At 59.8% G+C, this 20296-nt stretch carries 23 protein-coding genes and 1 other RNA gene; 9 read left to right on the top strand and 15 right to left on the bottom strand.

Annotation, left to right across the window (positions count from 1 at the left end; genetic code table 11):
- Nucleotides 1-73 precede the first annotated feature (73 nt).
- The 5 genes from JSS27_07960 (at nt 74) to JSS27_07940 (ending at nt 2011) form a co-directional block, all read left to right on the top strand.
- Nucleotides 74-394, top strand: a complete 321-nt coding sequence (locus tag JSS27_07960; protein MBS0208872.1) for a nucleotidyltransferase domain-containing protein — start codon at nt 74-76, stop codon at nt 392-394.
- Nucleotides 381-749 (top strand): DUF86 domain-containing protein, encoded by a 369-nt coding sequence (locus JSS27_07955; GenBank protein MBS0208871.1) that lies wholly within the window; start codon nt 381-383, stop codon nt 747-749. The genes JSS27_07960 and JSS27_07955 overlap by 14 nt, the downstream gene beginning before the upstream one ends.
- Nucleotides 750-822: 73 nt before the next feature.
- A complete protein-coding gene (locus JSS27_07950; protein ID MBS0208870.1) occupies nt 823-1053 on the top strand; it encodes a type II toxin-antitoxin system prevent-host-death family antitoxin in 231 nt (76 codons plus the stop codon).
- Nucleotides 1016-1222: a DUF433 domain-containing protein gene (locus tag JSS27_07945; protein ID MBS0208869.1), complete on the top strand. Its 207-nt coding sequence runs from the start codon at nt 1016-1018 to the stop codon at nt 1220-1222. Before JSS27_07950 ends, JSS27_07945 begins: the two co-directional genes overlap by 38 nt.
- 153 nt (nt 1223-1375) lie before the next feature.
- Nucleotides 1376-2011 carry a hypothetical protein gene (locus tag JSS27_07940; GenBank protein MBS0208868.1) on the top strand — a complete coding sequence of 212 codons (636 nt, stop codon included), beginning with the start codon at nt 1376-1378 and terminating at the stop codon, nt 2009-2011.
- Between the two features lie 339 nt (nt 2012-2350).
- Here JSS27_07940 and JSS27_07935 read toward each other — a convergent pair whose 3' ends face one another.
- From JSS27_07935 to lexA, 12 genes are all read right to left on the bottom strand, one after another.
- Nucleotides 2351-3454, bottom strand: coding sequence for a hypothetical protein (locus JSS27_07935; GenBank protein ID MBS0208867.1), 1104 nt, complete (start codon nt 3452-3454; stop codon nt 2351-2353).
- A 248-nt stretch (nt 3455-3702) separates the two neighbouring features.
- On the bottom strand, nt 3703-4116 hold the full coding sequence (locus tag JSS27_07930; GenBank protein MBS0208866.1) for a hypothetical protein: 414 nt from the start codon (nt 4114-4116) through the stop codon (nt 3703-3705).
- Nucleotides 4113-5663: a recombinase family protein gene (locus tag JSS27_07925; protein ID MBS0208865.1), complete on the bottom strand. Its 1551-nt coding sequence runs from the start codon at nt 5661-5663 to the stop codon at nt 4113-4115. The genes JSS27_07930 and JSS27_07925 overlap by 4 nt, the downstream gene beginning before the upstream one ends.
- Nucleotides 5660-6154 carry a DUF2924 domain-containing protein gene (locus tag JSS27_07920; protein ID MBS0208864.1) on the bottom strand — a complete coding sequence of 165 codons (495 nt, stop codon included), beginning with the start codon at nt 6152-6154 and terminating at the stop codon, nt 5660-5662. Before JSS27_07920 ends, JSS27_07925 begins: the two co-directional genes overlap by 4 nt.
- Before the next feature lie 600 nt (nt 6155-6754).
- Nucleotides 6755-8452, bottom strand: a complete 1698-nt coding sequence (locus tag JSS27_07915) for a DEAD/DEAH box helicase family protein (GenBank protein MBS0208863.1) — start codon at nt 8450-8452, stop codon at nt 6755-6757.
- Between the two features lie 24 nt (nt 8453-8476).
- Nucleotides 8477-8818 carry a hypothetical protein gene (locus JSS27_07910; GenBank protein MBS0208862.1) on the bottom strand — a complete coding sequence of 114 codons (342 nt, stop codon included), beginning with the start codon at nt 8816-8818 and terminating at the stop codon, nt 8477-8479.
- Between the two features lie 96 nt (nt 8819-8914).
- Nucleotides 8915-9376: a DUF669 domain-containing protein gene (locus JSS27_07905; protein MBS0208861.1), complete on the bottom strand. Its 462-nt coding sequence runs from the start codon at nt 9374-9376 to the stop codon at nt 8915-8917.
- 34 nt (nt 9377-9410) lie between these two features.
- Nucleotides 9411-10184 (bottom strand): ATP-binding protein, encoded by a 774-nt coding sequence (locus JSS27_07900; protein MBS0208860.1) that lies wholly within the window; start codon nt 10182-10184, stop codon nt 9411-9413.
- A gap of 135 nt (nt 10185-10319) precedes the next feature.
- On the bottom strand, nt 10320-11156 hold the full coding sequence (locus tag JSS27_07895; GenBank protein ID MBS0208859.1) for a PD-(D/E)XK nuclease-like domain-containing protein: 837 nt from the start codon (nt 11154-11156) through the stop codon (nt 10320-10322).
- A gap of 36 nt (nt 11157-11192) precedes the next feature.
- On the bottom strand, nt 11193-11780 hold the full coding sequence (locus JSS27_07890) for a sigma-70 family RNA polymerase sigma factor (GenBank protein ID MBS0208858.1): 588 nt from the start codon (nt 11778-11780) through the stop codon (nt 11193-11195).
- A 173-nt stretch (nt 11781-11953) separates the two neighbouring features.
- Entirely contained in the window at nt 11954-12283 is a 330-nt protein-coding gene (locus JSS27_07885) for a hypothetical protein (GenBank protein MBS0208857.1), read from the bottom strand.
- Between the two features lie 235 nt (nt 12284-12518).
- Nucleotides 12519-13181, bottom strand: coding sequence for a repressor LexA (lexA, locus tag JSS27_07880; GenBank protein ID MBS0208856.1), 663 nt, complete (start codon nt 13179-13181; stop codon nt 12519-12521).
- A gap of 231 nt (nt 13182-13412) precedes the next feature.
- Here lexA and JSS27_07875 point away from each other — a divergent pair, with 231 nt between their 5' ends.
- Both JSS27_07875 and JSS27_07870 read left to right on the top strand, forming a co-directional pair.
- Nucleotides 13413-15329 (top strand): bifunctional DNA primase/polymerase, encoded by a 1917-nt coding sequence (locus JSS27_07875; protein ID MBS0208855.1) that lies wholly within the window; start codon nt 13413-13415, stop codon nt 15327-15329.
- Nucleotides 15330-15908: 579 nt separating this feature from the next.
- On the top strand, nt 15909-17237 hold the full coding sequence (locus JSS27_07870; GenBank protein MBS0208854.1) for a ParB N-terminal domain-containing protein: 1329 nt from the start codon (nt 15909-15911) through the stop codon (nt 17235-17237).
- A gap of 28 nt (nt 17238-17265) precedes the next feature.
- Here the strand turns inward: JSS27_07870 and JSS27_07865 are convergent, their stop codons facing one another.
- The 3 genes from JSS27_07865 to JSS27_07855 all read right to left on the bottom strand — a co-directional run bounded on the left by JSS27_07865 (nt 17266) and on the right by JSS27_07855 (nt 17928).
- The gene (locus JSS27_07865; GenBank protein MBS0208853.1) at nt 17266-17592 is read right to left on the bottom strand and encodes a winged helix-turn-helix domain-containing protein; all 327 of its coding nucleotides are present in this window, start codon (nt 17590-17592) and stop codon (nt 17266-17268) included.
- A gap of 29 nt (nt 17593-17621) precedes the next feature.
- Nucleotides 17622-17689, bottom strand: an RNA gene (locus JSS27_07860) — hammerhead ribozyme type II.
- Entirely contained in the window at nt 17689-17928 is a 240-nt protein-coding gene (locus tag JSS27_07855; GenBank protein ID MBS0208852.1) for a hypothetical protein, read from the bottom strand. Before JSS27_07855 ends, JSS27_07860 begins: the two co-directional genes overlap by 1 nt.
- 147 nt (nt 17929-18075) lie before the next feature.
- On the opposite strand from JSS27_07855, the gene JSS27_07850 reads away from it, so the two are divergent.
- Both JSS27_07850 and JSS27_07845 read left to right on the top strand, forming a co-directional pair.
- On the top strand, nt 18076-18306 hold the full coding sequence (locus tag JSS27_07850; protein ID MBS0208851.1) for a hypothetical protein: 231 nt from the start codon (nt 18076-18078) through the stop codon (nt 18304-18306).
- Nucleotides 18296-20296: phage terminase large subunit family protein (locus JSS27_07845; protein MBS0208850.1), on the top strand; the 2001-nt coding region annotated here is incomplete at its 3' end. The genes JSS27_07850 and JSS27_07845, both read left to right, overlap by 11 nt.

Below are 20296 nucleotides of genomic sequence, written 5' to 3'. Positions count from 1 at the left end.
TAACAGACCCCGTTGGGTTAACAACCCCGTTGCTCTCGGACGGGCGAAAGTAACCGTTCTTGAAAGCGCTTTCATGGTCGACCTCGCCGAGCGATTGTCGCAGATGATTTCCAACGATCGGGTTGCCGATTTTGCCCGCCGGTGGCAGATCATCGAACTTGCGCTGTTCGGTTCGGTCTTGCGAGACGACTTCGATGCCGCGAGTGATGTCGATGTGTTAGCCTCCTTCGATCCGGCCGCGACGTGGAGTCTGTGGGACTTCACTCGAATGGAAGACGAACTAGCTACGATCATCGGTCGTAAGATCGATCTGGTGGAAAAAGAAGGTTTGCGAAACCCGTTTCGTCGGCAACACATTCTCAACGGCAGCAAGGTCATCTATGTCAGTTCCTAAAGATGATCGCGTTTACCTGTGGGACATGCTGACCGCAGCGCGGGCCGTGGTTGAATTCACGCGCGGACGCACACTGGCCGAATACGAGTCCGACCTGCTGTTGCGCAGCGCCGTCGAGCGGCAAATCGAGATTATCGGTGAAGCGGCTCGCCGAGTCTCGAAAGAGTTTCAAGAGATGCATACCGAGATTCCTTGGCGACCGATCCAAGCCCAACGGCACGTACTCGCTCATGACTACGGTGAGATCAAGCACGAGCGCATTTGGCGAGTCGCCGAAACCCATGTGCCCGAGTTGATTTCGCTGCTCGAACCCCTGGTGCCTGAACCGACACCAGAGAAGCCGCCGCCTCACTGACAAGGGCGATTGCGTTTTACCTCGAAAGCAACCCTCTCGAATTCCCTGTCATCGAGATCAAGAAAGTATCCAAATGGCTACCATTACGATTCAAGAGGCGCGTGCGAATCTGGACGAGTTGATTCACCGCCTCACGCCGGGCGAGGAAGTGGTCATTACCGAGAACAATCAGCCCGTGGCGAAACTAGTGGCGACGATGCCCGTTCCGCGAATCGTCCCCAAGCTTGGGACGCAGCGCGGGTCCGTGTTGTCGATGGAACATTTCGATGAGCCACTCGATGACTTCAAGGAGTACGTGGAGTGAGATATTTGGTCGATGCGCACAGCTTGCTTTGGTGCCAGGACGGGTCGGCCTGATCGCCAGCGGCGCGACCATCGCCGAGATTTTGGCCGACTATCCATATCTGGAGGCTGAGGATATCGAAGCAGTGATGCGTTACGCGGAACTGGGGGAGAATCGCGAATCATCATGACACCCGAAGCGGCGCTCGCACGACAGATCGAACTCTACCGAGCCATGAGCGGCGAACAACGGCTGGCCATCGCGCTCGACCTGCACGCGCTCTCGTGCGACCTGGCTCGCGAAGGAATTCGACGACAATATCCCCAAGCCAATGAGCAAGAGGTTGAACACCGATTACGGCAGCGCATTGAGATTGAGGCTGCCCGACGCTTGGGGGCTGTCAGATCATGAGAACCGAACGGGACTTGCTGATCGATGTCTCGAACGGCTCAATCGAGTCGGCATTCCGCACATGCTCGTCGGGTCGATGGCGAGCAACTTCTGGGGAATTCCACGCTCGACGCACGATCTCGATTTCGTGCTAGCTCTGAGACCGAATGATGTCGACCCGTTGGCCCAGGCCTTCAGTAACGGGTTTTTTGTACAACGCGAATCGATTCAAGGAGCCTTTGAGCCACCCTATCAGTTTAATGCCATCGATGAGCGGTCGGCGTTGAAGGTCGACTTCTGGTTGCTGAAAGACGATTCGTTCGAGCGTTGTGCGTTTGAGCGCCGGCAAGAGGTGGTTTTGTTTGGCACGCCAGCTTGGATAGCGACCGCTGAGGATGTCATCCTCCATAAACTGCACTGGCATCGGTTGCCGCCTTCCGACCGGCAACTGCTTGACACCGCCGGTGTATACGCGGTCCAGGCCGATGCGCTCGATCTTTCCTATCTTCGTCGCTGGTCGCAGACGCTGGGCATTGAAACGGAGTTAGAGGCGTTGCTCACCGGCAAGCTCAAACCCAAGTCAACTTAAATGCTGCCGATGGCGCGCGTCCTGTGCCAAAATTAGATCGCGTACCAGCGAGCGTGTCTGATTGCAGATTGGGAATGATTCGAGGCCACTATCCCAATGCCAATTACAGAGTAAACGGCGAATTTGAATTTGCGCAAGTTCTGTCTTGCTATTGCGCAGTCGCATGTCGGTCGACCTGCGTTTCACGGTCGCTAACCATGAAACGAGCAAAGTCGTCTACCGACACGCCGGTCCGCCGAGATGCCTCATCGGCAGCTTGCTTAACAATCTCTTCGACACGCTGCGCGAGCGCATCGGCTTCGGTTGGCTTCCGAGTCTGGTGGTTCTGATGTGGTGTCGTCATTTCTTTTTTCCCGTGGGGGACGCCGCTGCGAAAATTGACTCATATCCATGTTCGCAGAGCAATCGCTGTTCCAGGTTCTGTTGGATCAGCCGCAATTGCTCCATTTGCGACTTCTTGAAAAACCCAAAGTTGGCGTCAATGCAAATGACATGCGTTTGAACTCCACCGTCGGTCGTCTCCCCAAAAGGGATAGCGACCATCGAATGCAGATAGCTTTTTTGGCCATTGTGCCAGAACTCGAACGGCGCGGTGCCATCATCATGCGAAAGTTTCGCATCTTCTACAACCTGAATATCCCCGGTTGTCGCCGCGGCAACGATCAGGGAATTGCGATTGGTTGCATCGATCCTGTATCGGTCTTTGGTGCCGTTTTTCTTGTGCGATTTCAAACAATCTTCACTTTGACCGTCCCAGGACACCCGAAGTTTCAGCATGTCTTTATCTAATACGTAATATCCGACACGGAGGGTTGCTGTCGGGTTCACACGAACCATCAATAACCTGAAAATCCGGTGTACAACGAAAATGAGGGTTTTGATCTGCTTGCCGGGCGCCATTGCATCGGTGAGAATACGCAACAATGCTCGTGCGTCGGGCGGAACGCCCGGCGTAGCGCCGTCAACTCGCCACTTCTTGTCCTTGGCTGCTTGTACGACACTGTCCTTCTTCTGTCCAATCGCCTCAAGAAACGACTGGCTTACGACCAAGTTAAAGAACTCGTTGAATCGGGCTGCTTCGCAATCTTGGTTGGCGGCTTGAAGTTGTTGCTTCAGTTCCTGGAGCTCACTTTCTTTTTTGTCCGACTGCTTTAGCAGCAAGCCTTGGACCAGGATTGCAGTCATCGCCACGGCGACGAGAAGAAAGACGGGCAAGTCGGTCCAATCGAGCGTATGGCTTGGTTCAAAATGAGCCTTGGTGTCGACAAACTTGCCCAGCAGTGTTCCTACTCCGCCAAGCAGAATGATGAGGGCTGATAATGATCGCTTCAGGCTGGGGCGACTGTCGAGCCAGTTCTGGGGCCATGCGGCCCGAAAATAGGTGTAAAGGCTAATGCCACCCAAACAGGCCGCAAATATTGATAATGCTACCGCTACCGACATTCTGGCAGGTCTCCGCCTATCGCCGGCATACTCCTCCGCGCCAGCGTCGACTTAAACGGTAAATCCTACCCGAAAGAGTGGTGGCAAAACAAGCAGCGTGGTTGGCCAGCGGGCGAGCCTCCTGAAGCTGATCCACGACCCTTGTTGATTATGATTGACCTTCAAATCAGCAACTCCGCTGTCCGACTAGTGAGTCGGGGGCAATGGCCCAAGTCGAGTTGCCATTAATAAAAAGTAGTCCGCACCGGCTATGACAATTCTGTCTGCCGGGATATCTTTTCACATTCTTGCCACATCTTCCGCTGCTTCTCCCAACTGGGCGTAGCCGCAATCGGCCGCAGCTCTCGCTCCGAGATTGGGTCTCTGCCACGAACCGTTGCGGGCAGAAACAACAGCGCTTCCTGAATGTCTGGCGCGAGGCAGAGCAAGTTCATAATCTGGGTCAACCGAGCCCGTGTGACGTGCCCCAGCCGTGCCAGTTCCGCCTGGTCGGCCACGACGCCATCGCGAAGCAACGCGTCGAACCGGATCGCCAAGGCCATCAGTCGTGAGATGCGTGGCACGCGACCAACGGGCGGCGCAGGTGCCGCCTCTCCCGCGCGCAGTTCTCTTCGCGCCCGTCGCCCGTGTCCGAAATGCACGGTCCGTTCGAGGGTGATCATGCCACGGGCTCCTGTTGCGGGGCGATTTCTTGGGCGATTTGCTGAATTCCCGTCGCGTGGAACGTGATCGCAATCTTACCCGCGTGGCCGTCGTAACTGACCCCTTCGACCAGCATCTCGATGATCTGGGCTTGCTCACGCGGAGCGAGCTGGTTCCAAAGCGCGTCAAAACCGGCAAGCGCTGTGGCGACGTCACGTTTGTCAATCACGTTTGCCTTGAGCACGATCAGCTCGTGATCGATTTCCGTGAGCCTCCGTTCCGCGTGGCGAATCCGGTCGTGCGCGTCGAGCAGCCTGGCATCGCCGGGATGCCCCGTGACCGCCAGCTGAGCAAGTTCATTGTGCGCCGCGCGGAGTTGGCTGATGAGAACGCCACGTTCCGTAGCAAGACGTTCGATCTTGCCTTCCGCCTGTTGGCGCGCTTGGCAGAACGTCTCTTCGATTACGAGCGGATCGCGGCCGATATGCTTGATCTGGTCAACGACGAAGCGCTCGATTTCGCCCGCGGGAAGGGAGGGGGAAGGGCAGGCTTGCCAACCTTGTTTCTGAGCGCGATGACAAACGTAATACCGATATTGTCGATTCCCTTTGGCCGTATAGGTATGGCTCATGCCGCAGTTGCAGGCATGACACCGCAATCGCCCTCCTAAAAGCGCGGCGTGGCTGTGGCGGGTTGCCTTGCCGCCGGCGCGGCCGTTGCGTCGCAGGCAGGCCTGGGTCTGCTCAAACACCGCCGCAGCGACGAGCGGCGTCTGCTCACCGGGATGGACTTCTGACTTATAGCGGACTTTGCCCAGGTAGGCGACGTTGGTTAGCAAGTCGTACAGGGCGTTCTTGCTGAACGGACGACCGCCGCGCACATTGCCTTTGCGGGTCGTCCAGCTCTTCGTCCGCCAGTTCCGCGCGTTGAGTTCTTTCACCACCCCCAGGAGCGACTGCCGCTGGAGGTACAAGTCAAAGATCTCGCGAACCCGCTCGGCTTCCGTTTCGTTGACGACCAGCTTGGTCTCGACGACGTTGTAACCCAGGATCGGCATGCCGCCAGACCATTTGCCTTTGCGGCGGGTGGCGGCGATTTTGTCGCGGGTCCGTTCGCTGATCATTTCCCGCTCGAACTGCGCAAACGACAGCAAAACATTCAAGATCAACCGTCCCATCGACGTGGCGGTGTTGAATTGCTGCGTCACCGAGACGAACGAAACGTGGTGTTGCTCGAAGACCTCCATCATCCGGGCAAAATCCAACAGCGACCGACTCAAGCGGTCGACCTTGTAGACCACGACGCAATTGACCCGGCCCGCTTTGATATCGGCCAGCAAGCGCTGGAGCGCCGGACGCTCCATGTTGCCGCCGGTGAACCCGCCGTCGTCATAACGATCCGGCAAGCAATGCCAGCCCTCGTGAGTCTGGCTTTTGATGAACGCTTCGCCGGACTCACGCTGGGCGTCGAGCGAATTGAATTCTTGCTCCAACCCATCTTCGGTGCTTTTGCGGGTGTAGATGGCGCAGCGAAGGGACGCGGCAGGTCTTTCCCTGGTACGGTTCATTGTGCCCCTCCATTGCGGCGCAAGCCGAAGAAGTGAAACCCGTTCCAATGTTGGCCCGTCACCGCCTTTACGACGGCGGTCAACGATCGGTAGCGCTCCCCTTCGCACTCGAATCCATCGGCTAAGACGGTGGCACGAACGGTTCGGCCCTTGTATTCGCGTTTGAGCACGGTGCCGGGGAGCAGTTCGGTATTCGGTTGAATGGTGGCCGCGAAGGCCACCGTCCGCTCTGGCGTATCCAAGGTAGGTTTTCGTTCGCGGGGCGGCGTCATGCGCAGATCTGCGTCGTTGGCCAGCTCCATTGCCCGCCGACGCGCTCGTTCCGAAAGGTCTCCCTCGGCGTTGGCCTGCATCCGCCAAATGATCCGTTTAACGAGCCAGTCTTTATGTCGTCCGTTCGTGGGCTCGCCGAAAACTTCGGCGTACTTGGCGCGTAGCTGGTCGACGGTCAGTCGCTCCAGCGCGGCAACCTCTTTGGCTACATTCAACATGTTTGCTCCTTGTGTTCGGAACTCTCGAAACCGTTAACCCGTGTGGACACTGAGCACGGTTTCGGTCGGAACCTCAAGGCATGTCGAGGGAAGATTTGGCGAACTTTTGGCGTCTGCGGGAAGCGGGTCGCCCACCGCCAGATGAACCGCCCGCAGACGGAGAACACCCGCGGCGAGAATGCTTGCCAGTTCCTGGCGACGCTCGGCCGAAGAGATGGGGGGAGCATGGCCAGCGGGAGCATGACGAGCAAGAGTGGCGAGGTTCATCACCGTGGTCTCTCCACCGACGGGGTGAGTACTGCGATCAACGGGGCCGATACGCCGGGGCAGGGACGGGCACCTAAACGGGAAACTTGATCGTGTCAAAGCGGTCAAGCATCCGCTCGTCTCCTAACCTTCGCCTGGCCGGCAACGACACGTCAAGAATGTCCCTCCGCAATCGAGACACTCCCGCAAGCGCGGCCTGCAGGGACGTGGATCGCATTTCGGCGTGCGATCGATAAGGTTTGTCGCCACGCGCTGCACCGACTGCACATCGGTTCGATTCAACCGGAGCCGAAACGCCTCGTCGTTCACTTCAATGCGCATCGTGGGGTCCTCTCAGAAGGGAATGTCATCATGGGTCAATTCCTCAAACGTCTCGAGCGCTTCCGCCGGCAGCGGCTCAGGCAACGGACCAAGCTCGTAGCCGATGATTCGCTCGTAGGGTTCACCCGCCACGGAGCGGACCGTGATCGCCATTGGTCTGGCTAACGCTCCGGCCTGGGCAAGTTCCACAGCCCGCTCAATGGTGCCTGGTACTGGGTCAGGAGAACGGCGTTTCCACCAAGCGGCTGCTTTTTGACGGGCGTATCCCGCATGTTCCAAGCAAATCCATTCCGATTGGTAGTCGTGCCAGCCGACCTTGTAGTCGACGCGCATGGTCCGCGGGTTCCCTTCACGGGCGTCCCGCTTGGTATGGATCGAGTAATAAACGTCGCTGACGCGATGCGTCGTAAGCGTCACTTGTCCCGATAGCACGCCCGCTTCGCTGGCTTTCGGCTCGTGAGCCGGACGCTCCGGCGGCGGAAATGCATGGCCGCAGTCGGGGCAGTTCGCATAGCCGGCAGCAATTACGGAATGGCACTCGGGACATTCCTTGGCCGGCGCTGGGCCACAGCCAGCGCCGTTGCGATGCTTCGGTTGCACCTGGTCCACTGGCCCGTGCCGCACGAGGTTGCCGCCGAAGTCGAGCACCAAGCAGTTCGACTTATTGGGATGAAGACGAAATCCCCGTCCGACCATCTGGTAATACAAGCCAGCGGACATCGTCGGGCGCAGCAGCGCCACGCAGTCGATGTGGGGGACATCGAAACCCGTGGTCAGAACGTTCACGTTGCAAAGGTATTTGAGCGGGGCATGTCCAAATAAACCTGGGGAGCATTCCCCACGAAACCTGGCCAGAAGTTCTTCTCGCAGCGGCGCTGGCGTGTTGCCGCATACAAAGCCGCACTCCGCGCCAAACTGTTCGTGCAGCACGCGCGCGACGTGCTCCCCGTGGCAAACGCCACTGGCAAAGATCAAGCACGCCTGCCGATCTTTGGTCCGCTCCACGATTTCTGCGCAGGCGGCATTCACCAAGCCATCGGCGTCCATCAGCGTCTCGACCGCATCGGCGACAAAATCACCGCCGCGCACTGGGAGGGCGCTGGTGTTCACGGTCGAGACGCCCGCTTTGCTCACGAGGGGGCAGAGATAGCCGTCGCGAATCAATTCCTTGATGCCAACTTCGTAGCAGATGGCATTGAGAAAGTGATCCGGCGCACAGATCGACCCGGAACCCAATCGAAACGGTGTCGCAGTTAATCCGATCACACGCAGGTGCGGACTGAGCCTCTTGGCGTCGGAGAGAAACTGCCGATACATCCCTTCGCCATCGGCGGGAATCAAATGGGCTTCATCGACGACGATCAGGTCGAACGCCCCCAGTTCCTGGGCCCGTTTGTAGACGGATTGGATGCCGGCCACGATCACGCGCTGAGAGATGTCGCGCCGGCCCAACCCGGCCGAATAGACGCCGACGGGGAGCTCGGGACACACGAGTCTCAATTTATCGACAGCTTGCTCGAGCAGTTCCTTGACATGACTGACGACCAGGACCCGTCCTTTCCAAACATTCACCGCATCGCGGCAAACGGTCGCCAGAATGGGTGTCTTGCCGCCGGCGGTGGGAACGACCACCACCGGGTTGTCGTCGCGCCCGCGCAGGTGTCGATAAACGGCGGCGACGGCCTCGGCTTGGTACGGACGAAGTTGCATACGACCGTGGGGGGAACAACCGAGTTATTGGTTTTGTGCCAAGGTTAGGTAGAGTTCGACGGCAAGTTGCGGCAGGTCATCCAGCCGCACGACTGCCACCCACGGTTGCTGGTTCTGCTTGTGCAACACGACCGGAATGGCTTGGTCGGCGTCATGGATCGCTTGGTTCAGGGCTGGATAGAGGCGAAACGCTTCGGCCCGTTTCACCTCGAAATGCACGCGGGGGATGGAGGTGCGAATGTCGGGAGAGTCGTGGCCACCGGCATATTGGCAGCCACGATTGGCGTCGACGCGAAACAGCCGCCGCAATTCGGCCGCCGCTTCCCGTTCGCCCCGTTTTCCCTTGTTGCGTGATTTCAAACCCATCGCGTCACCCCTGAGTAATCGCCCCGTCCCGGCGCGGGGAGCAGGCTACGGAACGACGCGTCAGCCCGCGCCGCTCCCTCGCGCGCCTCGACCGCGCTAACTCGCGCGACGCCAGGGGGGAGTCGTATCAACCGCCGCCTGGACCGGCTTGCCGGCGGCAGCTTCCTTCTTGGCGTAGCCCTTGATCTCGTTAGTGAGCTCACCGGTGTCGGCGCGCTTCTTGCTCTTCACCGAGATCAAGAGCGGCAAGTCGTGCAACTCGAACGAGTCGTTCGGGGACGTGACGCCGACCGCCCGGCAAACGGCCGAGAGTTCAGCGCGGGCAATCTTGACCGCCGTGGCATTGGGGTGATCGAGATTGAGCCGTGCCCAGAGAAACCGCCCTTTGAACTCTCCTTCGATCACTTGGAAAGTGAGTTGCAGGTAACTTCCGGTGCCCAACTTGTTGGGTTTGAGTTCGCTTTCGGTAATGACCGCCAGGTATTTACCAGCCGGGATCGGTTCAAAATCGGTCGCCGGTTCGACTTCGTTCGCGTCAAAGCCTTTGAGGGTCGCCATCTGCTTGTCTCCGTGAGGTAGGTGAAAGGATCGATCAGGCGCTCATCGCGGCGCTCGAGGTAATGCCCGTCAGCAGCGCGCTCCAGTCCAGCGGCAATTCGCCGTCGAGGTTGTAGCGGTTCTTGGCCACACAGGAGGGACCACCAACCGTGCGCAGAATGCGCTCCCCTCCGTCTTTGCCGATGGCGTGGGCGATGGTCCGTTTGCGGCCAAAGCCGGCGTCCTCGGTTTGGGTGCGGAATTTACGCGCGGCAAAGAGGACCGCGTCGCACCACTCGGTGAGCAACGCCGCGGCGTGCTTGTGCAAGCGCGGCGAATAACGGTCGTAGGGGCTCGACTCGGGGTCGTCGAACTTTTCGACCTTGGCGTGGGCGATGAGAATCACCGCCATCGAGCGCTGGCGATGGAGCGCGCTGAGCTGATCGATGAATTGCCGCCAAGGGGTGAGCGCGTAGACGTAACCCTTGCCATAGCCGCCATCGACTTTTTCGATTGATTTCGCCCCGTAATCCTGACAGACGGCATCCCAGATCAATCGTTCCAGCCAATCGAGGGAATCGATCACGACGGTTTGGTAGTCGTGAGGCTCGTTGCCAAGCTCCGTGAGCGCCCCTTGGACGTCGGCGAACGATTGCGCCAGCGGAAACCGGTGGCAGTCGATTTCTCCCAGCCCGTCTTCGGTTTGGATGAAAATAGGCTGCGGGGCTCGGGCCGCGAGCGATGACTTGCCGATTCCCTCGGTGCCATAGACCAGCAGGCGTGGGGGAGAGGCGGCGCGGCCCTGTAAGATGTTTTGCAGTTTTCCCATGTCGATGTCCTTTCGTTCGCTCGCTTAACGGTTGACGGATAATCGCTGGCAACGACGACGGGCGGCCGACTCGGCACGGCTCACGAGAGCGCGATTGGTGTTGGCCCGCCACACCCGTCGCGCGTTGCCAGGCATTCATAGAAAATCAAAAAAGCGTTGCTCCTCGTAACCCGTGGGCCAGTGTCCGCTGGCCGCACACTGCCGTAAGCGTCGGATGGCCGCTTCGTTTTCACCGACCGCATGTTGCAGCACTTCGTCCGCGATCCGCCAGACGCCGGTGCGATAGGGCTCGCGCTTTTCAACGGCGATGAAATACGCCGGCATCCAAAGGCCGATCCGCTCGCGCAATACGGCGACATAGAACGCGACTTGGTGGCAATATCCGTAGCGCCGGGCGTCGGCCTCGAAGTAATCGAGGCTGTCGACCGTTTTCAGATCGCACAGCGCGCGGTGCGGTGCAAACCAGTCGATCCGGATTTGGCAGGGGATGCCGCCGTAATCACTCCGCACCACCCCTTCGGCCACGCCGTCCGACAACAATTCGCTCGCCAGTTCGTGACGTCCGAAGCTATCGGCCATGCTTTCCACGAGCGCCCGTTGGTCGGCCGTGAGGACGGTTTTTTGTTGGGCGGCCGCCCAATCGCTAAAGGCCTTGGTGGTCGGCCCATACGGTTGACCGGTTTTGGGATTGATTGGCCCGCCAACCGCGAACGCGTTCTGGAAGGATTCCCTTCCTTCCAGGATGAGCGCGTGCGCAGCGCGCCCCACGAGGTACGCGGGGCGGCTCTCGTCGGGAATCAGCCCAGCCCGCCGGCGGAAGTAAAGCTGTGGACAACGGCGAAAGTCACCCAGCAAATGGCTCGTGAGATACTCGCCCCGCTGGGCGTGGTAAACCTCCGCCGGTTCGTGGACAAGCACATCGGTCGGAACAAATGGTGCAACTGCACGTGACATGAGAACGCTCGCGAACAAAGGGGAAGGCCGTAATAGCGCCAGACGACGTCCGTGTCAGTCCTGGGGTGCGATGCCCGCGGCACGAAAGAGCTCCCGTAACGCGACCAGACGGCGGTCCATCGTCGTCCGCGAGATCTCCAATTCGCGGCGCGCCTCGGTTGGCGTGAGGAGCTTGAGGAGTTCGCATATCTCGCGCAATTCCTCAGAGAGCGTGTCGAGCAGGGCTGCGAGATCGAGCGCTAACTCAACCTGTTCGGGATGCGGTACGAAATCCTGCCCATGCCCCGTGCGGAATTCTTCCTCGCCGACCGTGGCCTCGAATTCAATCAAGTGCCCATCGCCATCTGCGATCAACACGTTAAGCGATGACAATTCCCCTTGAGCCTGACGGCAGAGTGCTCGCTGGCGTCGGCGCAACGAAATCGCTGTGTTCCTGACGACGTGTTTGACGAACGTCGACCAGCGCGAGCGGTCGGGATCGAAATTGTCGGACTGTTCCAGCAGCGCCAGTTGCAAGTCCTGGATCACGTCCTCGAGGTCCGACCGCGGAAAACTTCCGTCGGCCACGAGCGCTCGAGCGGCGTTGCGAATGAAATGGGTGGCCACTTTGTCGGTGACGTCGGGCGCATAGAGGGTCGTCATGGTGGTGCTCCTGGCTGGCCAGCGGGGCGAGCGAGCGGCACCAACAAAAACAGCGGACCGACTGTGTGCGCTGCCGTTGTCGGCGTCGCCCACAATCGCTTCCGCTTGGCGGTCGGCGAATTGTCTGGCTAAAAAACTGCTGAAGCTGGTTCTCGATCGAAGACCACAGGCCTTCAATCGACATCCCATTCCGCGAGAAACGGCAACCCATCCTGGATCACCAGCTTCGAGATCACTCCGTTTTGTTTGCTTTCCATCAACTCGAATAATTCGACATGCTGATCTTTCAGCACAAACTCTCTCGAAATCGTTCTGGGCCTACTCCGTTGACCACTCAGCTTGAACGCTTGCCTGATCTTCGGTGGCGGGTCGAGCACGGGCTCGCCGCCGCGAACGATCAGGTTGTGCATCGTGCCATGATTCGTTTGGTGCATCCGTTCCAGCAGCCAACGCCGCGCGGGCGTCAATGCCTTGGTATCCACTGTCTTGATATCCACCGCCATCAGTCACCTGTCTTAGTGCATCACAACTTCCTCACTTGAAAACATCCGCAAACGAGCGATCGCATGCGCCACAAAAATCTTTTCTCGATCGTCTCGCCACACCGCGCAGGCGCGCACCCGCGCTCGCGAATCACAGGCGACGGGGTGGCTGGGCGAACGAGCAGACGGTTCTACGGATGTCAACAAATCGAGCGGCTTAGGCCCAGCGCCTCAAGGAGTTCGCTCAGCGAAGGTTTCAACTCGTGGCGACGCGACCGCGCACGGCCACGACCTTGCCAACGATTCTAAAATCAGTTTCTGGGCCAATCGGAATCGGCCGATATTTTTTCAAGGGACTTTCAGGTTGCAGTTCGATGGTATGATCCTGCAGGAACAACCGCTTCACGGTTGCCTCACCGTCGACCAGCGCCACGACAATGTCGCCACATTCAGCCAGCGGTTGCTGGCGAATAATCACCACGTCTCCATCGCCGATTCCCGCTGAGCGCATGCTTTCTCCGCGCACCGCGAGCGCGAAGCAACGGTCTCTCGCCGCTAAGTCCTGCTCCACGAGCACTTCACCGAGCACGTCTTCCTCGGACCAGGAGGGCCACCCGGCCGCGACGGTGCCGACGAGCGGAATGGGGACCAACCGAGACGGGTGGTCCTGGGGCTTGCGGAGGACGACCAAGCCGCGGGTCTTGCCTCCGGAACGTTTTAGGTAACCCTTGCGCACCAGTTGGTTGATTTGTTCATGGACGCTCGCTGGAGAAATCTCCAGGGCCTCGGCGAGTTCTTGGATGGTCGGAGCGAATTGGTGACGACGGCAGTAACGGTCGATCTCCAGCAGCGTGCGCCGCTGCGGAGGGGTAATCCCAAGTTTTGGCTTAGGGCCACGTTTTTTCGGCTGCAAAGGCATTGCGGACCGCCGTTTTAATTAGCCCATAAATCAATTAAATAGACCTGACATTTAGCACGCCAGCTACTATAGGCGTCTGGCGGATCGATCACAAGCGCCAATAAGTGGCCACCCGCGGAAATAATCATTGCCCTCCTGTGGCGCATCCCGCCCACCGATTGCGGAAGTTATTCAGTAGCGGAGTAACTGCTGCCCAGGTCGCCTGGGGATATGTCGAGCGGGGATGTTTTCATGGTCAGGCTGCTGGAGGCAGCAGAGCGCTACGCCGAACTCGGTTACCGCGTCTTTCCCTGCGCCGACGGCCTGAACCCCGCGCCGCTCACTCGACACGGCTTCAAAGACGCATCGTGCGACCCCGAGCAGATCGCTTCTTGGTGGGGGCAATTCCCCTCGGCTTGTATCGGGTTGGCAGCCGATGGGCTGTTGGTGATCGACGTCGACGGCGAGAACAATCCGTGGCTGACGCCCGAACGTGCGATCGAGCTTTCGGTTGCGCCAACGGCCCGAACGCCGCGCGGCGGTTGGCATTACGTGTTCCGTAAGCCAGCCGGTTCGGCGTGGCGTTGCACGGTGGGGCAACTTGCGGCACAGGTCGATACCCGCACCGATGGTGGTTATATCGTCGTGGCCCCGTCCCGCCGGCCCGATGGGACTTATCACTGGATAGCAGGCTCGGAGCTCGACGTCCCTTCAGACCGATTGCCTCCGCCGCCCGATTGGCTCACTGCTCAGCTCGACCAGCTGGGTCCGACCTCGCCACCAATTCAGGCTGCGATAGGCAACTCGGACGCCAATCCCATTCCTGCCGGCCAGCGTAATGGCACCTTGATTCGGTTAGCGGGCTCAATGCGCCGAGTCGGGATGTCGAAAGCGGAAATCATCGCGGCCCTGACTCAAGTCAATCGCGATCGATGCGTTCCGTCGTTGTCTCCGGTCGAAGTGGATCGAATTGCTGGGAATGTCACGCGATATGCGCCAGATCAGGTCGCGACAGCCATCGCCGAGAATCATTGGGAGCAACTCGTTTCAGCGTCTGGAGCCATCGAGCCCTTGGCATTTGAGGCGATCACATCTCAACAACTCGACGACAACCAGTACGAGCTCGAATACCTCATCAACGGTATTCTCGTGCGCGGGCAACCAGGGGTAATCGCCGGCCCCAAGAAAACGCTCAAGACGAACATCAGCATCGACCTGGCCCTCTCCCTTGCTTCCGGAGGTCGGTTCTTGGGGCACTTCGCGGCCGACAAGGAAGTGCGCGTGGGGTTAATGTCGGGCGAATCCGGTGCGGCCACGATCCAAGAAACCGCGCGTCGCATCGCGGTGGCCAAACAAGGTCGCCTGCGCGATTTTACCAATGTGCTCTGGTCGTTTGCCGTCCCACAGCTCGGCAAAGCGGAACAGGTGCAAGCCCTGGAACGTTTTATCACAACACACCGGCTGGAAGTGCTGATCCTCGATCCGACGTATTTGATGATGCTCGGACTGGCCGACCAAGCGGGCAATCTGTTTGTCGTCGGCGCGTTTTTGAAGTCGCTGGGTGATATCGCGCAAGCCACTGGCTGCACGCCGCTACTCTGCCATCACCTCAAGAAGAGCATCGCCGATCCCTACGAGCCCGCCGAGTTGGAAAACATTGCGTGGGCTGGCTTTCAAGAATTCGTGCGGCAATGGGTGCTCCTCAACCGACGCGCTCGTTACGACCCGGACCAGGGCGGGCATCACGAATTGTGGATGTCGGTCGGTGGCAGCGCCGGCCATAGCGGATTGTGGGGTTTGAACATCGAAGAAGGAACGCGCCAGGAACTGGCCGGTCGTCGCTGGCAGGTGGAAGTGATCAGCGCCTTCGAGGCTCATCATGAGCGGATCACCGCTGCCAGCGAAGCAGCCGATGACCGCAAGCAACTGGTTCACGAAGCCAAGCTGGAACGGCAGCGTCATGCGGTCCTCAGCGCGCTCGAAAAGTTCCCTGCCGGAGAGACATCACGCGTGATCCGTGATACGGCAGGCGTGGGAGCGAGGGCGATCCAGGCAGTTCTGGATACGTTGGTGCAAGAAGGGAAAGTCGTCACATGCAAATTGCAAAAGAACAAACGCGAGGAGCTCGGATACCAACTTCCTGCTGGCGGTGGTCCCGGTGGTCCGTGATGGTCCGGCGCGCCGAGACCAGCCGGGGTTGGCGGTGGTGGTCCCGCCTATATATAGGCGGACCACCCACCACCGACACCACCGCGCTCCCAGCGCTCTCGCGGACGAAGTGCGGGACCAGCGCGCCCCCCGCGTGTCGTCGCCACGGTTGGCCCACGTTTGCCAACGAGCGCATGGTTGGCCGGTTCGTCGCAACAGAAATCGAACGCCACACGCCGCCACCCGTTGGCCCACGGCGCGCGTGCCAAAGTGGCAGAGAGTGCCAGACTGGCAGACGGAAGGTCAACGCAAGCCAGGGCCAATAGGTACTTCCGGGCGAAATCGGTCCGCCGCTGGCAGCGGGAACAGCCGCCAACCTAGAGAGAGTTTGTTTTGGTTGTCCGAACCCTATTGGGAGAACTGCCATGTCGCTTGATACGTCACGCGAGCATCGTCCCGAAAGCCTCTGGAAAGCGGTCGTGGTTCCTACGGCCAAAGGTCTGGAAGCGTTCTTCTGGCGACTCGCCTGGTTCAGTCTGTTCGCTGGATTCATTTACTGCTGCTTTCACACTCGCCAACCCGCCAATCAAGGAGCCGGTCATGAAAATCGAACTGCGAAGTTTATCCACGCTGAAGCCGTACCTCAACAATCCGCGACTGAACGATGATGCCGTGGCGGCCGTGGCCGCCAGCATCAAAGAGTTCGGCTTTCGACAACCGATCGTGGTTGACGAAGCGGGGGTGATCATCTGCGGACACACCCGATTCAAGGCGGCACAGCAACTCGGCCTGGAACAGGTGCCGGTCCATGTCGCCAAAGACTTGACGCCCGAGCAGATCAAGGCCTACCGGATTGCCGACAACCAGACGGCGTCGCTAGCCGAATGGAACTACGATCTGTTACCGATCGAACTGGCAGACCTGCAGCAATGCAACTTCGACCTGGGATTGCTCGGGTTTGACCAGGACGACCTGGCCAAGCTACTCAATCCCGATTTGAAAGATGGGCTCTGCGATCCAGATGAAGTGCCGGCGCCTCCGGATGCAGCAACCACACAGCCCGGTGACTTGTGGGTGCTGGGCGACCATCGGTTGCTCTGTGGCGATAGCAGCAAGCCCGCGGACGTCGATCGGTTGCTTGGCGGCGCGGTAATTCACCTCGTGAACACCGACCCGCCTTACAACGTGAAGGTCGAGCCGCGCAGCAACAACGCCATCGCGGCCGGCCTCTCGTCGTTCGCCGGCACGACGCACCACCAAAGCCTCGATGTGGCTCGCCACCCCGAGAAGTCGAAACCGACGCAGAAGAAGCTGCGCGCCAAGGATCGGCCGCTAGCCAACGACTTCGTGACCGATGGCGAATTCGACCAGCTGCTTGATGCGTGGTTCGGCAACCTCGCGCGCGTGCTGGCACCGGGCCGAGGCTTTTACATTTGGGGTGGCTACGCCAACCTCGGGAACTATCCGCCGTTCCTCAAGAAGCATGAACTGTACTTTTCGCAGGGCATTGTTTGGGACAAGCAGCACCCGGTGCTGACGCGAAAAGACTTTATGGGAGCTTTTGAGATTGCCTTCTATGGTTGGCGCGAGGGGGCGGCGCACGTCTACCTGGGCCCCAACAACGCCACCGATCTGTGGCACGTCAAGAAGGTCAATCCGCAGTCGATGGTCCACCTGACCGAGAAGCCGGTCGAGTTGGCGGTGCGGGCGATGCAGTACTCATCGCGCACGGGTGAAAACGTGCTCGACCTGTTCGGCGGGAGCGGCAGCACATTGATTGCCGCCGAGCAGACGGGTCGCCATGCCTTCTTGATGGAACTCGACGTCTTGTACTGCGATGTGATTGTCCAGCGCTGGGAGAAGTTCACCGGGCGCAAGGCAGAACGGCTGGCAGCCAACGAGAAAACCCCGGCGTTAACCGGGGCGTAGGAGGATTGAATTGGAAACAAAAAAGGCGTTACCCGTTGGCGGCGAAGTGCCCGCGTTCGGTCTTCTTGAACCGGGCTTCTTTTCCCTTGGTGGCGATCTCACGCAGGATCGCGCTGTAGAGAGTGGCGTGGGGCGTCTTGCCGCCGGGGCTGGTCCAGAGGCCCTTCGAAGCCATCGCCTCGATCAGCTGCTTGGTGGTCAACGGTTCCTTCGCGCCAGCCAGTACCTTCGCCGCAGCATCGATTGCGCTCAGCTTCTTGGGCTTCGCCTCGGCCTGTGGCTTGCCGGCCTTCTTGGCTGCGGGCTTCGCGGCCTTGGTCGCCTTGGGAGCCTTGGCTGTTTTCTTCGTGGACATGTTCGATCTCCTTCGTTTCGTGGTCGATGGTGTGGCTGCCATCATCAGGCCCGTGGAACCACCCGCGGGCGACGCGCTGTCGCAGCGCGTTTCGGCTTACATCTCGTCTTCGTCCACGTTCCCCAGGAAGCAGACGATCTGCGACAACAGTTCGTTGACGTGCGACAGGCTGCCAACGTGCCCCCAATCGATCGGGTGTTCGTCGTCCCCCGGCGCGGGCATGTCTTGCAGCAGTTCGCCAATGCATTGCAGCAGGTCGGTCGCCACCAGGTGAGCGTTCTCATAAGCAGCTTCCGCTTCCAGGCGTGGCTTCTTGTTGCGGTCTTTCGCGTTCATCGTTGGTCTCCCGTTGCGTGGTTCGGTTGTTCGCTGCGGACAGTCACACATGAGCCATGCGTTGCGCCACAGCTCAAGCGCCGTTCCGCTGCTTTCTGGATGAATTCAGCAGGTTTATTCGGGGCGCTTTAGGGGAGCCGAAATCGCATGTCTGGCGAAACGTCCCACATACGGATCGATCCCACGGCGCTGGCGGTAGCGGATGCGGCGCGCCTCTTGGCGAAAGTCGGGGGACGGGCCGTAACCGAAGCGATGCTGCGCGAAGATCTGGCCCAGGGGGCACCGACCAACCGCGACGGGACGATCAATCTGGTCCATTACGCCGCCTGGTTGGCAAAAGAGATGGGTCGCAGCGCGGGAGAATCACATGGCGACTGACCCGCGCAAGCTGCGCCCCTCGGAACTCTGCCGACTGTTGAACTCAACGCCCCTGGGCGAAGTGATCAACGAACGGCAATTGCACCGCCATCGCAGTCGCGCTGGCCTGCGCATTGGCGACGCTCGCCACGTTGACTTGCTGCGCTACACGGCTTGGCTCGTGGAGCAGAGGCACACACCGAAGCCCGAACCGGCGGGCGATCCCTATGCCGCGCTCAAGGACCGAGCTCGCGCTCGCAATGCAGCGATTGCCCTGGCTGGCCGTGATATCGGCGAACTGCCGGCGGTCGTCAATCCCGAGCGAAAGGCGCAGGCCGCGTCGAGCTTTCGTTACTTCTGTGACGCCTATTTTCCGCTGACATTTCACCTGCCGTGGTCCCCCGACCACTTGAAGGTGATCGCCAAGATCGAGCAGGCCGTGTTGCGCGGTGGCTTGTTCGCGATGGCCATGCCCCGCGGCAGCGGCAAGACCACGATCTGTGAGTGCGCCTGCATCTGGGCGGTACTGTATGGTCACCGCGAGTTCGTCTGCTTGATCGGTTCCGACGAAGGGCATGCGATGGACATGCTCGAGTCGATCAAGATGGAACTCGACGGCAACGACCTGCTGCTCGAGGATTTTCCCGAGGTGGTCTATCCGATCCAGGCCCTCGACGGGATCGCCAACCGTTGCAACGGCCAACTCTACAAAGGGGAACGAACGCACATTGGCTGGACTGCTCGCGAGATCGTTCTCCCCACAATGCCCGACAGCATCGCCTCCGGAGCCATTATCAAGGTGGCCGGCATCACCGGTCGTATTCGTGGGATGAAGTACAAGCGTTCGGATGGCCGCACGGTGCGCCCTACGCTCGTCGTGCTTGACGATCCGCAAACGGATGAGTCCGCTCGGTCCCTGTCTCAGTGCGCCACGCGCGAAAGCATTCTGGCGGGCGCGGTCCTGGGGCTCTCCGGCCCCGGCAACAAGATTTCAGGGATCATGCCCTGCACCGTGATCCGCCCCAGCGACATGGCCGACAACATTCTGTCGCGTGAAAAGCACCCGGAATGGAACGGCGAGCGGACCAAGATGGTCTATTCGTTCCCCGCGAATGAAAAGCTCTGGTCCAAGTATGCCGAACTGCGCGCCGAAAGCCTGCGCAACGGGCATGGTGGCGAAGAAGCGACAGCGTTCTACGAGCACAACCGCGACGCGATGGATGAGGGTGCCGTGATCGCCTGGCCCGAGCGGTTTAACCACGACGAGCTGTCGGCCATTCAGCACGCCATGAACCTGAAGCTGCAGGACGAAGCAGCCTTCTTTGCCGAGTACCAGAACGAACCCTTGCCCGAAGCCACCGTCGATGCCGACGAACTCACGGCCGACCAGATCGGCAGCAAGTTCAATCGAATGCAGCGGGCCGAAGTCCCCATCGGTTGTAACCACCTCACGATGTTCATCGACGTTCAGGCGACGCTGTTGTTTTATGTTGTTGCCGCGTGGGAAGACGATTTCACCGGCTACGTGGTTGACTACGGCACGTTCCCCGACCAGAAACGCCCTTACTTCACGTTACGTGATGCGCGCAGCACATTGACCGTCGCTACCAAGGCTAGCGGCTTAGAGGGCGCGATCTATTCCGGCCTCGAATCGCTCACCCGTGAATACCTGGGGCGGGAATGGCGGCGTGACGATGGCGCAATGCTGCGCATCGAGCGCTGTCTGGTCGACGCCAACTGGGGTTCATCCACCGATGTGATCTATCAGTTCTGCCGGCAATCGGCGCATGCCGGCGTCGTGATGCCGAGTCACGGCCGCTTCGTCGGCGCTTCGAGCCAGCCCTTCTCGGAATACAAACGCAAGCCAGGCGATCGGATCGGCCACAACTGGCGGATGCCGAACGTCAACGGCAAGCGCTCCGTGCGCCACGTCATCTTCGACACGAACTTCTGGAAGACCTTTGTTCATGCTCGCCTGGCGGTGCCAATGGGAGATCGCGGGTGCCTGTCA

This window comes from Planctomycetota bacterium (genome assembly GCA_018242585.1).
In the GTDB taxonomy this organism is placed as follows: Bacteria; Planctomycetota; Planctomycetia; order Pirellulales; family PNKZ01; genus JAFEBQ01.
This window is presented reverse-complemented; position numbering and strand designations above follow the sequence as displayed.